Genomic DNA, 16,593 nt, shown 5'->3' with positions numbered 1-16,593 from the left:
GTCGGCTTTCATCTCATTAATTTCTTGTTTCAAGAATGTTACTCTTCTTTTTTATCCTTTTCATCCACAACAACTTCCTTCAAAGAAGCTGCCAGTCCTGCCAGGTTCTGGATCTCTGACGGGATAATGATCTTGGTAGATTTGCCGTCTGCCACTTTCGCAAGAGCTTCGAAGCTCTTCAGGGTAAGAACTGCATTGTCAGCACCTGCCTCCTTGATCATACGAAGACCTTCTGCATTCGCCTTCTGAACCTTCAGAACTGCCTCTGCCTGACCTTCTGCCTCTTTGATCATGCGCTCTTTCTGCGCTTCCGCGCGAAGGATAGCAGCCTGCTTCTCAGCTTCGGCATCAAGAATTGCAGATTCTTTTTTACCCTCTGCAACAAGGATGGTGGACTTCTTCTCACCTTCTGCGATCAGAATTGCCTCACGTCTCTCACGCTCTGCTTTCATCTGTTTCTCCATGGCTTCCTGAATAGCGGCCGGAGGAATGATATTTTTAAGCTCTACACGGTTTACCTTGATTCCCCATGGATCAGTTGCCACGTCAAGGGAAGCACGCATCTTGGTATTGATCACCTCACGTGAGGTCAGGGTTTCATCCAGTTCCATATCACCGATAATGTTACGCAATGTAGTCGCGGAAAGATTCTCGATAGCCATGATCGGATTCTCAACGCCGTATGCGTACAGCTTCGGGTCTGTGATCTGGAAAAATACAACAGTATCAATCTGCATGGTTACGTTATCTTTTGTGATAACCGGCTGTGGTGGGAAATCTACAACCTGCTCTTTCAGATTGACTTTTCTTGCCACACGCTCTACAAATGGAAGTTTGAAGTGTACACCGGTTCCCCATGTTGCCTGATAAGCACCTAAACGCTCAAGTACGATCGCATATGCCTGGGGTACGATGCGGATGCAGGATGCCAGGATCCACAGCACCAGAATGATGACAATCAGCAAAAATAAGATACTTCCCATATTACGCCTCCTTTGGCTCCACGATCAATTTAACACCGTGGACTGCTTTTATGATTACTACAGTGTCAACCGGAATTGTTACGCTGTCATCGGATGTCCGGGCCATCCATTCAATGTCATTGATGCGAACCTGGCCTGTCTGGGCCAGATTATTGATCTTCTGGATCACAACAGCCTTTTTTCCAAGAAGACCTTCCACATTTGTTTTCTCTGTGTCTTTTCTCATAAGCTTCAGAGCTGCCGGTCTTGTAAAAAACAGCAGCACCAGTGAAACACAGAAAAACAGAAGAAGCTGCGGCACGATTCCCATTCCAATGCCGGCTGCAATAGCGGCAGCAAGTGCGCCTCCTGCAAACCAGATGGTGGTAAGTGCCGTGGTAAGCCCTTCAATAACCAGAAGCACAGCCAGGACTCCCAGCCAGATAATTGGTTCCATAAGACTCCCCCTTTCAGATAAGCGATTGTCAAAATCTGCCATACGTCATCAGATATACTTCAGCAGACAGATTCCAGATCAGCTAACCCTACCGTCTCTGCCTTGCAGCCTCATACATCAAAATTCCTGCAGCCATAGCTGCATTCAAGGACTCCACCTTGCCGCACATGGGGATCCGGATGAGACAATCGGCAGCTTCTGCTGCCTCTTCCGTCAGCCCGTTTCCTTCATTTCCAATAAGAAATGCTGTGCCGCCCTGATAATCTTCCTGATCATAGGAATTTTTTCCTTTCAGGTGGGCTGCAAAGGTACGGATACCTTTTTGCTCCAGTTCCGCTTTTAATGATACCACATCCTCCACATATAGGAAAGGCATTCTGTAAACAGATCCCATTGTTGAGCGGATGACCTTTGGATTGGTAATGTCTACGCAGGTTTTCGTAAGAAAAACACCGGAAACACCAGCACCCTCACCTGTTCGGAAAATAGTCCCTGCATTTCCCGGATCCTGAAGATCCTCAAGAACCATTACCAAAGGAGCATCTCCTTTTAAAATATCTTCCACAGTCCACACCGGTTTCTTCAGAACTGTAAGAATTCCCTGTGGAGTCCTGGTATCACACATCTGGCGGAAAACATTATCTGCCACGATTTCTCTTTTTTCTTCCGGAAGCTCCATGACCTGCTTCATCAGGGACTCCTCTGCTGTCAGGGATTCTGTCACATAAACCCTGGAAATCCAGTCCTTTGGAGCTTCCCCGAACATTTTCCGTCCCTCAGCCACAAACAACCCCTGTTCCCTGCGGGCCTTGGCCTTCTGGTTTAACTGTATGATATTTTTCACCTGTGTATTATTTGCACTGGTTATCATAAATTATCCTCCCTGTTACAGCGGCTTTCGGAATTTATTCAAATCCTCGTTCTTTCCTACTGCAACCAGAATACAACCCGCTTCCAGCTTCTCCGCAGGATTCAGGTTTACATTTACAGAATCTCCATGCTTCACTGCAACCAGATTTATATGATGCTGCTCACGGAGCCTGATCTCTGAAAGACTTTTCCCCACCCATTCATCCGGGATCCGGAATTCTGCCATACTGAACTCCGTAGAAAGCTCAAACACATCCTCAAATCCACTGGCTGTAAAATTACGGGCAACGCGGATGCCCATGGAACGCTCCGGATATATTACCTGATCAGCACCAATTTTCTCCAGGATCCGGCCATGAAGGGAATTCATTGCCTTCGCCAGAACAAGCGGGACGCCCAGGTCCTTCACCTGCATGGTAGCTGTAATACTGGCTTCCATATTTTCTGCAACCGCAATAATCGCAACGTCTACGTTCTGCACGCCCAGGGATTTCAGAATTCCAGGCTCGCGCACATCTGCACGAACTGCATAAGTGACAGTATCTGCAATTTCCTGAATATTCTCATCTTTATCATCAATTGCCAAAACATCATAATCTGCATTCGCAAGCTCTTTCGCCAGGGTCATTCCAAACTGCCCCAATCCAATGACTGCAAAGGATTTTCCGCTCATTCTAATCTCCTTTAAAATCTGCTATGAAAGCAACGGACTTTCATGCGGGATAATGTCGTCCACAGACGCCATTTTCTATCCTATCATAATATTCTCTTCTGCCAGATGTACATCTTTCGTTCGCTTCTGCGCACGGGATACAACCGCCGCGCCCAGTGTCAGCGGACCGATTCTTCCAAGATACATGGTAAAAATAACGATCCATTTGGCCGGTGTATTCAGGACCGCGGTCAGTCCTCTGGAAAGACCTACGGTTCCAATTGCAGAAGTAAGCTCATACAGCACATCCACAAAGGGTGCATCCGGCATAATTGCAAAAATCCCCAGCACGGAAATAAGCAGCACACTAACCGCCATTCCCACAACTACCTGCGCAGAACGGATATAACTGCTGCGAATCTTTCTCCCATAAACCTCTACATCCTTTTTTCCCCGAAGGTTGGCAATAATACTCAGCACAAGCACTGCAAGTGTAGTCGTCTTCACTCCGCCGGCAGTCCCCATAGGAGAACCTCCAACCAGCATAAGAAACAGACAGATCATTACACTTCCGCTGGTCAGCGCCCCCTGATCAACTGTAAAAAACCCTGCTGTTCTTGTGGTCACAGACTGAAATGCCGCTGCCATCAGCTTCTGCCCAAAGGACAGACTTCCCAGGGTGTCCGGATTCTTATACTCAAACAGTAAAATACAGATTGTCCCACCAAGGAGCAAAATCCCGGTTGTAGTCAAAACCAGCTTGCTCTGCAGACGAAGGGTCCGGAATAATCTGCCAGGAGAAAGCTTCTTCTGAAAAACCAGCTTTATTCTTTCTCCAAGATCCCACCATACGTTAAAGCCAAGTCCAGAAGCAATAATTAATCCCATAGTTGTCACATTCACCAGAGGATTGGTTACATAGTCTGCCAGACTGTTCTCTCCCAAAAGATCGATTCCTGCATTGCAAAAGGCTGAAACTGCTGTAAAAACAGCCTGTCCCAGACCTTTCACCAGTCCAAACTCTGGTACAAAGCAGAATGCATAGCCGACGGCTCCGATTCCTTCTGCTGCAAACACACAGAGAACCACTTTTCTCACCACTGTTACCAGACCGGACATCTGCTCCAGATTATAGGATTCCTGGATCATTCTGCGGTTCTTCAGACTGATCTTCTTATTCAGGGAAATAAAAATAACGCTTGCAAGTGCGATCAGTCCAATTCCGCCAATCTGTATGAGCAAAAGGATCACCAGTTTGCCAATCAGACTCCAGTGCGTAGCTGTAGTCACAGTTACAAGCCCGGTAACACATACGCAGGTGGTGGCTGTAAACATAGCATCGGAGAACGAAGTGGTCTGGCCTGCTGCCGTACAGAAAGGCAGCCACAGAATTAATCCTCCTACAAAAATTACCCCCGCAAAGCTGAGGGTAATGATCTGCGCCGTATTCAGTTTATGCAATTTATATTGCAGGTTTTGAATGAACATAAGCTTCCTTTATGCCACTGCCCTCAGCATCTTTTGCAAAATATTCTGCTGCAGAATGTCAGGGACAATGACTCTTTTATAATTACGGTTCACCTGCCGCCGGCACATAGCTCAAAGGATTTCTGCAAAATGTGTATCACAGACTGTAAAACCCAGTCGGAAATATGCCCTGAGACAAGTGAACCGTATTATCACTGTTATTTCCTATAGTTATGAGAAAGGGACTCACAAACCTCCCACATATATGGAGTTACGCTCTTCTCCATTGCAAGAGCTTCATTGATATCGAAATCAACGAAATCACCATGACGATATCCAACAACACGGCTCTTCTTGCCTTCCAGAAGAAGGTCTACTGCCATAGCACCCATCATGGATGCATATACACGGTCTTTACATGTTGGGCTTCCACCACGCTGCATGTGACCAAGGATAGTAGCACGTGTTTCGATTCCTGTAGCAGCCTCGATACGAGTTGCCATAGCCTGTGAATGGCCGATACCCTCTGCATTGATGATGATGTGGTGTTTCTTACCCATCTTACGGCTCTCAATAATGTTATTGATCAGCTTCTGCTCATCATAGTCATACTTCTCAGGGATCAGAACATCCTCGGCTCCGTTGGCAATACCGCACCACAGTGCAAGCCAGCCGGCTCCACGTCCCATAACCTCGATGATACTGCATCTCTCATGGGAAGTAGATGTATCACGAACCTTATCAATTGCTTCCATAGCTGTATTAACAGCGGTATCAAAACCGATGGTGTACTCTGTACATGCAATGTCAAGGTCGATGGTTCCTGGAATTCCGATTGTGTTGATTCCAAGGTTAGCAAGCTTCTGCGCTCCAGCAAAGGAACCGTCTCCACCGATTACAACAAGTCCGTCAATACCGTGCTTGCGGCAGATCTCTGCACCACGCTGCTGTCCTTCCGCTGTGCGGAACTCGGCACATCTTGCAGTGTAAAGAATTGTACCGCCACGCTCGATGGTGTCGGATACATCTCTTGCTGTCATATCGATGATCTCTTCGTTTAAAAGGCCGTTATAGCCCTTCTGGATACCTTTTACTTTAAGTCCGCTGGAAAGTCCACGTCTTACAACTGCACGGATTGCAGCGTTCATTCCAGGAGCGTCACCGCCACTGGTAAGGACACCAATGGTCTTAATTTTGTTTTCTGCCATAATAATCTCCTCCATCTTATGAATCGTCGGGAGCTGTGTCTCCATTTTCAGTGGAAACGCCCTCGTTTTTCTATACACATATTCAGCATTAGTTTATAGCATTTTCAAAGGTTTTTCAAGACTCTTTCCTTAAGTAATTGCCGAAATTACACTCTGTTTTCCGTGATTTTACCATAATTTTCCATATACCTGTCTGATTCTTCACTTTAAAGCGTTTTCAGAGCTCTTTCTACAACCCGGATATTGCCTTCACCATATTTTTTACTCATCTGTGCAAGCCATTCATCCTGCAGATTTACATGGTATGCAGCAGACAGTTTTTTCATTGCTTTTACATCTTTCAGATAAATAACGACAGTGTCTGTACCCTGAGAATTCCGTAGATCCTCCAGAAGCCCTTTTTCTTTCTGGCTGTAATCATCCTTACTTTCAAACTGGATCCAGAGTTCTCTCGGAATATCGGAGAATGACCGTACCTTTTCCAGGATCAGCTTGCTGGCCTTGTCATCCTCTGCGGATACACGTCCCTGGATGAATACCCTGGCATCCTCATTGATCATATTCTGCCATTTCTCATAATCTCTTGGGAAAACCATGACTTCTACAGTTCCAACCAGATCCTCCACGGTAAGGAACGCCATCACTTTGTTTGTTTTGGTATACTTCACGTTTTTCTCTGTGATCATTCCTCCGATGATGACTTTCTGATTGTCCCGTACTTTTGACTCATCCGGTTCACCGCCTTCACGGTCGTCTTCATCTGACGGCTGGAAATCAATAGTTCTTGCGGAAATCATTTTCTCCATCATATTACGGTAGCGATCCAGAGGATGACCGCTCAGGTATATGCCAAGGACTTCTTTTTCGTAGGACAGAACCGTCTCTTTGTCATATTCTTCCAGATTCGGCATACGGATCTCAAACTCTTTTTTTTCATCTTCGCTGGCAATGTCGAATAAGCTGAGCTGCCCTGCCATAGACTGCTTCTTGTTTCGGGAAATGTCATCTACGATCTGACCAAAAACGACCATCTTCTGATGACGGTTTCCTTCCAGACAATCCAGAGCACCGGCCTTGATAAAGTTCTCAATAGCACGCTTGTTCACAGCTTCAATATTCCGCTCAATAAAGTTCTTCACGGAAAGGTACTCGCCATGTTCTTTTCTCTCTGCAACAATAGCCTCAATAACCGGACGACCTACGCTCTTGATTGCGGAAAGTGCATAGAGGATCGAGCCTCCTGATACGGAAAAGCCATACTCGCCTTTGTTGATGTCCGGCGGCAGGATTGGAATGTTCATCTGGCGGCAGACCTGAATATACTCGGCAACCTTGGTAGGCTTGTCGATTACGGAGGTCATCAGCGCAGCCATATATTCTACCGGATAATAGTATTTCAGGAAGGCAGTCTGATACGTAACATAGGCGTATGCCGCAGCATGGGATTTGTTAAATGCATACTGTGCAAAATCGATCATTTCATCGTAGATCTTATTTGCAATTTTCTCATCAATTCCATTTTTAATACAGCCGGGAACACCTTCCGCTTCGTTTCCATAGACAAAAGCCTGGCGTTCTTTTTCCATAACGTTAAGTTTCTTCTTGGACATGGCACGGCGGAGAAGGTCACTTCGTCCCAGGGTAAATCCGGCAAGACTCTGTACGATCTGCATAACCTGCTCCTGGTACACAATACATCCGTGGGTGGCCTTCAGAATCGGCTCCAGCTGCGGACAGTCGTAGTGGATGGTGTCCGGACGGTTCTTGCCGCGGATATACTGGGGAATAAAGTCCATAGGGCCTGGGCGGTACAGGGAAATTCCGGCGATTACATCCTCAAGGCTATGTGGCTTCAGTTCTTTCATGAATCCTTTCATTCCGCCGCTTTCCAGCTGGAACACACCGTCAGTACGACCTGTTCCAAGAGAATCCAGCACTTTCTGGTCATTATAATCTATCTTTTGCATATCAAGGGATATGCCGTAATTTTTCTTTACATTTTTTACTGCGTTGTTGATTACAGTCAGGGTTCGAAGGCCAAGGAAATCCATTTTCAAAAGTCCCAGCTCCTCAAGAGTTGTCATGACAAACTGGGTGACGATGGTTCCGTCCTGCGCGCGTGAAAGGGGCACATACTCGGAGACGTCTTTCTGGCTGATTACAACTCCGGCAGCGTGCATGGAGGTATGTCTTGGAAGACCTTCCAGACGTTTAGCCATGTCAATCAAATGATGCACATCCGGCTGCTCGTCGTATGCTTTTTTCAGTTCCGGGTTTACTTCCATGGCTTTATCAATTGTGACAAGCTTCACATTCGGTATTTTGGCAGGAACCATTTTCGCAATGGAGTCTACCTGGGCATATGGCATATCGAGGACACGGCCTACATCACGGATAACACCGCGGGCTGCCAAAGTACCGAATGTAACAATCTGAACCACACAGTCTTTGCCGTATTTCCGTACAACATAGTCGATTACTTCCTGTCTTCGCTCAAATCCGAAATCCACGTCAATATCAGGCATGGATACTCGCTCCGGATTCAGGAAACGTTCAAACAGAAGGTCATATTTGATTGGATCAAGTAAGGTGATTCCAAGGGTATATGCAACAATACTTCCGGCTGCGGAGCCTCGTCCGGGGCCTACTTCAATGCCATTACTGCGGGCATAATGGATGAAATCCCACACAATGAGGAAGTAGTCAACATAGCCCATATTTTTGATAGTGTTCAGCTCGTATTCCAGTCGCTCCCGTAGCTCTGGGGTAACCGGATCGTACAGGCGCTCCAGACCTTCGAAGCAGAGCTTATTCAGGTATTCCCAGGAGGTGTAGCCCTCGGGAACGTCGAATCTTGGCAGCTTGGTAACTCCGAATTCAATTTCTACGTGGCAGCGCTCTGCTATTTTATGTGTGTTCTCCAAGGCTTCCAGTGCATATGGGAAAAGTGCCGCCATTTCCTGCTCGGATTTCACGTAGTACTGACCGCCTTCGTAGCGCATACGGTCTGTATCGGACAGCTTCTTCCCTGTCTGGAGACACAGAAGAATGTCGTGAGGATCAGCATCTTCTTTGTAGGTGTAATGAATATCGTTAGTGGCTACCAGGTCAATTCCAGTCTCCTGGTGCATGCGCAGAAGCTGCTGGTTTACATTCTGCTGTTCCGGAATTCCATGATCCTGAAGCTCTAGGAAAAAATTGCCTTCGCCGAAAATTTCCTGATAGCGGAGGGCCGCCTTCTTAGCGTCCGGGTACATTCCTCTGTTAAGGAACCGGGCTACTTCACCGGCCAGGCAGGCGCTCAGCGCGATGAGACCTTCGTGATATTCCCGGAGAAGCTCCAGGTCTACTCGTGGTTTATAGTAAAAGCCTTCTTTAAAGCTTTTGGATACAATTTTCATAAGGTTCTGGTAGCCCTGGTTGTTCTCGGCAAGAAGTACCAGATGGTAGTAACGGTCGTCGCCACTGCCGATCTCGCGGTCGAAGCGGGAACCAGGGGCTACATAGACTTCGCAGCCAAGGATCGGATTGATTCCGGCTGCTTTCGCTGCCCGGTAAAAATCGATGACGCCGTACATGACCCCATGGTCTGTGATGGCCGCGCTGTCCATCCCAAGCTCCTTTACACGGGCAACGTATTCTTTTATTTTATTGGAACCGTCCAGCAGGGAGTATTCGGTGTGGACGTGGAGGTGGGTAAAAGCCATTGTGTGTCTCCTTCTTCGCAAATTTCCTATTTAGTGTGTTGGGAGGGTGAAAAGTTTTTCAGGAGGGACGCATTTGGGCAATGTGTATTACTCACTCGCCGGCGCAACGCTCCAGCGAACTAATCGCTAACTGCGACTAATGCGTTCGGGAGAGCCCTCACGCATAAGTCTCCGTAAGCGCTGGATTTCGCCTCCGCTAAGAGCGCGCCTGAAATGGCTCGCTGGAGTAATACACATTGTCCAAATGCTGTGTACTGGCTGGGACTGATGTTATATAAGAACTTTTTACGAAGGGGGAGGGTGAGTGAGTGATTTCCCTATACTTTTTTGGTAACGATAGATTGACAAAAAATAATAAAGTTGCGGGATACCAACTACTTCACCTCACCCCCGTTGTCGTTACTGTTTCTTTCTTCCCTTTCCAGTAACCAGCGATTTTGCAATGTATATTCGCAAGCCGCGCATTTCAGGAGCGGTTTTAGTGGAGGCGAGATCCATGACTTACGGAGACTTAGGCGCGAAGGTTCTCCTGAGCGTCTTAGTCGTAGTTAGTCATTAGCTTGCCGGAACGCCTGGACGCGCGGCGGTGAATATACATTGTGAAATCGCGTCCGGGATAACGACCAACCAATTAAATAGCAAGTATGATTAATAAATAGTTTAACACAAGTTCAAGCCCCGGTAAACACCCGTTCGTGTTTTAGAGAAAAAACCTGCATACCATATTTTGGGTATTCCAATATGGTATGCAGGTTTTATTATTTTCCAATAAAGGGTGTATCAGATTCCATTATTTCTTGTAGATGCGTTTGTCCTTAATCTCAATTTTACCTTCTTTCAGAAGGTGTCCCACAGCACGTTTAAAGGCATTCTTGCTGAGTCCGAATTCGCGTTTGATCACTTCTGGTGAGGCTTTATCATCGAAGGGGAGGACGCCGGCGAATTCTTCGATTATGCTAAGGACGCTCTCGGCATCTTCGTTAATCTGGATGTAGGCTTTCTGACGGTCTGTGACGTTCATCTTGCCATCCTCTTTCACCTCGGAAACACGAAGGTCAAGGACTTCTCCCGGACGATATTTTCCGTTAGCTTCCCGGGCTGGAATCAGGGCAGAATATTTATCGTCAACGGCTACGAATACACCAAAACGGTCGCTGATCTCGTAGACACGGCCTTTAACAGAATCACCGGCTACATATGGAGTTCTGGTGGAAAGGTAATGGTATACCTTCATGGTGGCGCAGAGACGGCTGCTCTTATCTACATAAAGGGCTACCAGGCACTCCTGTCCTTCCCGCACACGGCTGGTCTGCTCATGGTATGGAAGGAGCAGGTCTTTCTCTAAGCCCCAATCCAGGAATGCACCGATCTTGGTTACCTGAAGCACTTTCAGAACAGCAGTCTGTCCAACCTGAAGAAGTGGTTCTCTGGTGGTTGCAATAAGACGGTCCCTGGAATCCTTGTAAATAAATACATCCAGTGCATCGCCCTCTCTGGTTCCTTCCGGAACCTGTTTGGCTGGAAGAAGTACTCTGTCTTCCTGGCCTGCATTTTTATCTTCTGCAAGGTAAACACCGAAATCTACGGTCTTTGCCACAATAAGCTTCTGTTTTTTTCCTATTTCAATCATGGATTCTCCTTAATTCAATTACGGTTAAATATAAAATTTCTCAGTAGCTTCCCAATCTATTGTCCAGTATAGCACACATTTACCGCCACTGTGAACATTAACTTATTGAAGTAAGGATAAAAAATGCAGAATCCCCATCTGCAAAGCGACTTTCCGGCTCATGCATTGCGGAAGCGGCTCAGGAAATCTTTTGTCAGCGGGTCTTTCGGATTCTCAAACAGTTCCTTCGGCGGTCTGTCTTCTACGATAACGCCATTTGCCATGAAGATTACACGCTTGGAAACGTCACGGGCAAATGCCATCTCATGGGTGACGATGATCATGGTCAGGCCTTCGTGTGCAAGGTCTCTCATAACCTCCAGAACCTCGCCTACCATCTGGGGATCCAGCGCGGAGGTTGGCTCGTCGAAAAGAAGAATTTCCGGCTCCATGGCAAGGGCTCTTGCGATTGCCACACGCTGTTTCTGACCTCCGGAAAGCTGTTTGGGTTTGGCGTTGATGTACGGCGCCATACCTACTTTTTCCAGATAATACAAAGCTTTTTTCTCTGCCTCTTCTTTGCTCTTTTTCAAAACCTTTACCTGACCTACGGTGCAGTTTTTCAGAGCAGTCATGTTGTTAAAAAGGTTAAAATTCTGGAACACCATACCTACCTTTGAACGGTATTCCGGAACGTTTACGTTCTTACTGGTGATGTCAGTTCCATGATAATTGATTTCTCCGGTGGATGGAGTTTCCAGCATATTCAGGCAGCGAAGAAGCGTGGATTTACCAGAACCGGACGGTCCGATAATGCACGTCACATCTCCCGGGCTTACGGAAAAATCAATATCTCTCAGTACCTGATTGCTGCCAAATGCTTTTCCCAGATGCTTGACTTCAAGGATTTTTTCACTCATGATCATTTCTCCTCCTTCTTCTTAGGGTAGGAATACAGACCACTTGTGTGAGCCAGTGTATCCGTTGTGGCAAGGTCATAATTCTGCGGACCTTCCATCTTATGTTCCAGCAGGCGGAGCAGTCTGGAGCATACAAAAGTAAGGATAAAGTACATTACCATAGCGATGGTAAAGGATTCAAAGTAAGTATAATAGGCTCCAGCTACGCCTTTTGTTGTGTAGAAAAGTTCTACAATTCCAATAATGGAAAGAACGCAGGTATCCTTGATATTGATGATCAGGTTGTTGCCAATCTGAGGCATGATGTTGCGCAATGCCTGTGGAAGGATTACGTTCATCATAGTCTGTACATGCGTCATTCCGATTGCTTTTGCAGCTTCTGTCTGACCTTCGTCAACAGAAAGGATTCCGCCTCGGACGGTTTCTGCCATGTAGGCTCCGGTATTGATAGATACTACGAAAAATGCCGCAAACCACATGGACATGTTGATATTGAACAGGTAAGCACTTCCGTAATAGATAAACATGGCCTGTACCATCATTGGGGTGCCACGGAAAAATTCCACGTAGCATGCCATAATAAATTTGAGAAATCCAACCAGTGTCTTTTTAACGGCGGAGTCTCGTTTATCTACAGGAATTGTTTGAATAATTCCAACTATAAAGCCAATAAGGCACCCTAAAAAGGTGCCTACAATGGCTATGATCATTGTATTTCCGGCTCCTGATAAAAAGGAGGCGCCGTATTGCTGGAGCAGATACTGGATCCGGCCCCAGAAGGTTTCAGGAAGCATAGTTTTTATCTCCTATCTTACATATGTACATGTCTGTTCGGAATTCTTCACACATATCTTTTTATTAAATTCATACCCGGACATGTATTTTATACTTTATGTTTCACAGGTCGAGCAGTTTCATCACTCAGACAGTGGCTGTACGGAAATTGCCTCGTCCATCATTTCGGTGTAATCGTCCTCTGTCATTTTATCCAGCACGCTGTTTAAGGCATCCAGAAGCTCAGTGTTGCCTTTCTGTACGGAAATACCGATGTTAATATCTTCGTCGGATACTTCAAAATCACCGTCTGTGCCGGAGAAATCAAGAAGCTTGAAATCCGGATAAGCTACGCATGCAGCCATTCCGGTAGGCATATCCGTTACAACGGCGTCACATTTTCCGGATTCCAGGGCAACCAGCATGGCCGGTGCACTTTCCTGTGCAGGAAGGATGTTTGCGTCTTCAATCTGCGGCGGGCAGGAATCATACCAGATAGTGTTCTGCTGGGATGTACAGGTTACACCTTTTAAGTCTGCTACGCTCTTTGCATCTGCATAATCTCCGTCACTCTTTACCAGGGTGATGATAGATGCATAGTAGTATGGTTCTGTAAAATCCACCATCTGCTGGCGCTCGGAGGTAATGGACTGACCTGCGATAACACAGTCAACCTTTCCAGACTGAACAGCTGGTACCAGGGAATCCCAGTCAAGCTTTACGATCTCCAGATCGTAGCCCAGCTCGTCGCAGATTTTCTTTGCCATCATAACATCGTAGCCATATGCGTAATCAGAGCTTCCGGAAATCGGAACTGCTCCGTTGGAATCATCGGGCTGTGTCCAGTTGTATGGTGCATAGCTGCACTCCATTGCTACCTTTAATGTTTTCTTCTCTTCTGCCTGTACCATTGTAAGTCCAAGTCCCGGCATTGCTGTCACGGTAACAGCTGCTGCCATAAGACCACTTGTCATTTTTCTCCATAAATAGCTCTTCTTCATTTTTCTTTCCTCCTCTTTGTAAAAAACTCATTAATCACAGCACCACCGATATTTTATCGGTGTGTTTCCTCATTTCGAGGTTGTTTCCCCATTTCCGGGTAAAAAAAATGCAATGGCGGCGTTATCACACTAACGCGCCATTGCGTTGTAGTTCATATTACTCTTGTTTGTGGGAGAAGTCAAGAGGGGGGAGTTGCAGAATTCATGGTTTTTCTCCATATTTCTCTGGCTCACAGATTCTTTTCATCCTTCAACGCACATATTTTTTTAACCGTTAAACCAGAAATATCTGCAATTTCCTCAATCGTATACTTGCCCACTTGCAACATTTTGACGGCTGTAGCCATTTGATTTTCCAGTCTTCCAAGCTCAAGTCCTTGCTCAATCAGTTTATCCGACTCTAATTCCAGCACTTTTCCGCCCATAATTTCACCAATTCCTTTCTTTCAGCCTAATCACCCGGAACACCTGCTCTACAGCACTTTCCATATTTTTCTGTGCAGTCTGCGGATCCATGGCTTCTTCCAGAGTGGTCACCTGACGGAGGATTGGGAAAAAAGCGTCGATTCCAGCTTCATTACAAGAGGCAGCATCTTCAGTGACCGAGCCAGAAAAGGCAAGCACTGGCTTTCCATATTTCTTTGCAAGTCTGGCAATTCCGATGGGCGCTTTTCCCATAACGGTCTGGCCATCCAGACGACCTTCACCAGTGATTACGATGTCTGCATTTTTTATCTGATTTTCTATGCCGATTTCTTCCAGGACAATGCTTATACCTGGTTCCAGTTTTCCATGAAGAAAAGTACGGAAGGCAAAGCCAAGGCCTCCGGCTGCTCCGCAGCCTGGGTAGTTTGGATCATAATTAAATTTTCCCAATTGGGTTTTGGAATCTGCAAAATATTCTTCTGTTATCTTTGCATAGTTTTCCATCCACCCGTCCATCAGCTCCACCATCTCCGGTGTTGCGCCTTTCTGGGGGCCGAAGATATAGCTGCAGCCTTTTTCCCCATATAAAGGGTTGTCCACGTCACAGGCAATGCGGAAGCTGCATTCTTTTAATTCCGGAAGCAAATTTTTGCAACTGATGGAGGCAAGCTTTTCCACACCTTCTGCTCCAAATGGCACCTGTTTTCCACTTTTATCCAGAAGCTCTCCTCCCAAAGCCTGAAGCATACCGATTCCACCATCATTCGTTGCACTGCCTCCGATTCCGATGATAAAATTTCGGCAGCCTTTGGAAATGGCGTCTTTTATGACCTCTCCAACACCATAGGTTGTAGTGTTTATAGGATTCAGAAGTTCAGGTGGAACCAAAGTGATCCCGGCTGCACCAGCAATTTCTATAATGGCAGTCTTTCCGCACTTTTTCTCATTCTTGTAGCCACGTTTACTTTCTATTATAGAAGTATTTTCTACTACGGAAGCATTCTCTGAAACAGCCATCATCTCTTTTCCCACAAAATCAATTCTACCTGAACCGCCTATATTACGTTTCTCCCAAATTGCATATTCGCAGACAACCGGGGCTCCAAGTGGTCCAGTAACTGTCACATTCTCCAAGCTTCCCCCAAGTCCCTGGGCCAGTGCCCGCACTGTCCCTTCCCCGCCATCTGCCAGCGGATAAGCCTTGGTCTTGGCTTCCGAATATACTTTCCGAATGCCTGCTGCGGCAGCTTCACCCGCTTCTATAGAACTCATGCTCCCTTTGAATGAATCAATTGCAATTACTACTTTCATGTTCTTTTCTCCCGTTTTTTCAAATACGATCTACCCTTCTATTTTTTCACTCCACAAATCCATTCCAATTGCAGAACTTCCTTCTTTTATCGTAATTTTATAATCAGAATCCACCTGAATATCATAGCCATATATGCTTTCTTTTCCCGCTTCTGCGTCTTTTTGATCTGCATAATAGGAAAAACCTACACGGTAGATATCCGGATGCAGGTCAATCTGAACATAACTATATCCCCGTATCCAGTCTTCTTCAAGATTTTTTTCATTGAGCAACAGCTGTGTTGCGTACTGTTCTGCCACATCCCCCTTGCTGGTTCCCATGGCATTTTCTATGGACCTGGCAGCAAAGCCATGTAAAGTCCACGCCGTTATCAAAATCTCCAGAACCACCACAACAGCAATAAGTACCGGGTTCTTTTTTTCCTTGCACATTCTCTTTACTGCAAATCCAAATGCGTATATCACAATCGCCAGATTCACCAGACATGTGATGAGACTTGCTTCCTGTCTATGTTGTTCCCAGAATCCGTCAGGAACCAGGAAAGAACATATTGTGAAAAATATGCCGGTCAGAGTGATTGTAAAAAATCCATAAATTCTTTTGCTTTCCTTATCTTCCCGATTCACCCACAGATAATATCCACTCACAGCAGCTCCCGCGCCAAGAAGCCCGGCAAATAACGCACCGCCAAGGTTTGCATGACCAGAGAATTTAAACACAGCCACAATGAGCAGAATTACCGGTATCGCAAGATAGCCTGCGATTTTATCCTGATGCTGTTGCTGTTTTCGTATTTCTTCCATTGATTGCATCATCTCAGTCACCTCTGCAGACGTGTATTTTTTCTCTGCTTTCTCTCTCTTTTCTGCCATCCCGTTTTTTTCTGCTGCTTCATTCATTTCTACTGTCCCATCTTTTTCTGCTGCCTCATCTTTTTTCACGTTAGCCCCTTCGGTTGTCTGCATTTCTGATCTCATCAGTTCCAAAAGTGATACCCCCAGTGCATCTGCCAATGGCTCCATTGTATTAATATCCGGAAATCCAAGTCCCCGTTCCCAACGGCTGACCGCCTTATCCGTCACTCCGACTTTTCCGGCAAGATCGGCCTGTGTCATATGATGCTCTTTTCTTCTTTCCGAAATAAATGCCCCAAACCTTTTTGCGTCCACTATATGATATCCTCCATAATTCTTTTGCGTTACTCTCTTATATACACTAAAATGTGGAT

The 16,593-nt window shown here is 46.1% G+C and carries 14 protein-coding genes; all 14 read right to left on the bottom strand.

The window, feature by feature from the left end; translation table 11 throughout:
- Nucleotides 1–38: 38 nt before the first annotated feature.
- The 14 genes from AB5706_RS14085 to AB5706_RS14020 all read right to left on the bottom strand — a co-directional run bounded on the left by AB5706_RS14085 (nucleotide 39) and on the right by AB5706_RS14020 (nucleotide 16,534).
- Nucleotides 39–983 carry an SPFH domain-containing protein gene (locus tag AB5706_RS14085; protein WP_173717396.1) on the bottom strand — a complete coding sequence of 315 codons (945 nt, stop codon included), beginning with the start codon at nucleotides 981–983 and terminating at the stop codon, nucleotides 39–41.
- A gap of 1 nt (nucleotide 984) precedes the next feature.
- Entirely contained in the window at nucleotides 985–1,419 is a 435-nt protein-coding gene (locus tag AB5706_RS14080; protein ID WP_173717395.1) for an NfeD family protein, read from the bottom strand.
- Between the two features lie 88 nt (nucleotides 1,420–1,507).
- Nucleotides 1,508–2,290, bottom strand: coding sequence for a TrmH family RNA methyltransferase (locus tag AB5706_RS14075; protein ID WP_173774042.1), 783 nt, complete (start codon nucleotides 2,288–2,290; stop codon nucleotides 1,508–1,510).
- 15 nt (nucleotides 2,291–2,305) lie between these two features.
- Complete coding sequence (locus AB5706_RS14070) at nucleotides 2,306–2,962, bottom strand: potassium channel family protein (protein WP_148463321.1); 657 nt, start codon at nucleotides 2,960–2,962, stop codon at nucleotides 2,306–2,308.
- 75 nt (nucleotides 2,963–3,037) lie between these two features.
- Entirely contained in the window at nucleotides 3,038–4,429 is a 1,392-nt protein-coding gene (locus AB5706_RS14065; RefSeq protein ID WP_173774041.1) for a TrkH family potassium uptake protein, read from the bottom strand.
- A gap of 197 nt (nucleotides 4,430–4,626) precedes the next feature.
- Complete coding sequence (pfkA, locus tag AB5706_RS14060) at nucleotides 4,627–5,616, bottom strand: 6-phosphofructokinase (protein WP_173718340.1); 990 nt, start codon at nucleotides 5,614–5,616, stop codon at nucleotides 4,627–4,629.
- Between the two features lie 206 nt (nucleotides 5,617–5,822).
- Nucleotides 5,823–9,323: a DNA polymerase III subunit alpha gene (locus tag AB5706_RS14055; RefSeq protein WP_173774040.1), complete on the bottom strand. Its 3,501-nt coding sequence runs from the start codon at nucleotides 9,321–9,323 to the stop codon at nucleotides 5,823–5,825.
- 790 nt (nucleotides 9,324–10,113) lie between these two features.
- Nucleotides 10,114–10,953: a CvfB family protein gene (locus AB5706_RS14050; RefSeq protein ID WP_173774039.1), complete on the bottom strand. Its 840-nt coding sequence runs from the start codon at nucleotides 10,951–10,953 to the stop codon at nucleotides 10,114–10,116.
- 158 nt (nucleotides 10,954–11,111) lie between these two features.
- A complete protein-coding gene (locus AB5706_RS14045; protein WP_330382720.1) occupies nucleotides 11,112–11,852 on the bottom strand; it encodes an amino acid ABC transporter ATP-binding protein in 741 nt (246 codons plus the stop codon).
- 2 nt (nucleotides 11,853–11,854) lie between these two features.
- On the bottom strand, nucleotides 11,855–12,646 hold the full coding sequence (locus AB5706_RS14040) for an amino acid ABC transporter permease (protein WP_173774038.1): 792 nt from the start codon (nucleotides 12,644–12,646) through the stop codon (nucleotides 11,855–11,857).
- A 123-nt stretch (nucleotides 12,647–12,769) separates the two neighbouring features.
- Complete coding sequence (locus AB5706_RS14035; RefSeq protein ID WP_173716972.1) at nucleotides 12,770–13,627, bottom strand: transporter substrate-binding domain-containing protein; 858 nt, start codon at nucleotides 13,625–13,627, stop codon at nucleotides 12,770–12,772.
- A 230-nt stretch (nucleotides 13,628–13,857) separates the two neighbouring features.
- Nucleotides 13,858–14,052 (bottom strand): hypothetical protein, encoded by a 195-nt coding sequence (locus AB5706_RS14030; protein ID WP_148463316.1) that lies wholly within the window; start codon nucleotides 14,050–14,052, stop codon nucleotides 13,858–13,860.
- 4 nt (nucleotides 14,053–14,056) lie between these two features.
- Nucleotides 14,057–15,364 carry a glycerate kinase family protein gene (locus AB5706_RS14025; protein ID WP_195379315.1) on the bottom strand — a complete coding sequence of 436 codons (1,308 nt, stop codon included), beginning with the start codon at nucleotides 15,362–15,364 and terminating at the stop codon, nucleotides 14,057–14,059.
- 30 nt (nucleotides 15,365–15,394) lie between these two features.
- The gene (locus tag AB5706_RS14020) at nucleotides 15,395–16,534 is read right to left on the bottom strand and encodes a helix-turn-helix domain-containing protein (protein WP_368361500.1); all 1,140 of its coding nucleotides are present in this window, start codon (nucleotides 16,532–16,534) and stop codon (nucleotides 15,395–15,397) included.
- Between the last annotated feature and the right edge of the window lie 59 nt (nucleotides 16,535–16,593).

It is taken from the genome of Ruminococcus sp. RTP21484sp1_RTP21277st1_D2_RTP21277_210401 (assembly GCF_040924225.1).
GTDB classification, from domain to species: Bacteria; Bacillota; Clostridia; order Lachnospirales; family Lachnospiraceae; genus Blautia_A; species Blautia_A faecis.
This window is presented reverse-complemented; position numbering and strand designations above follow the sequence as displayed.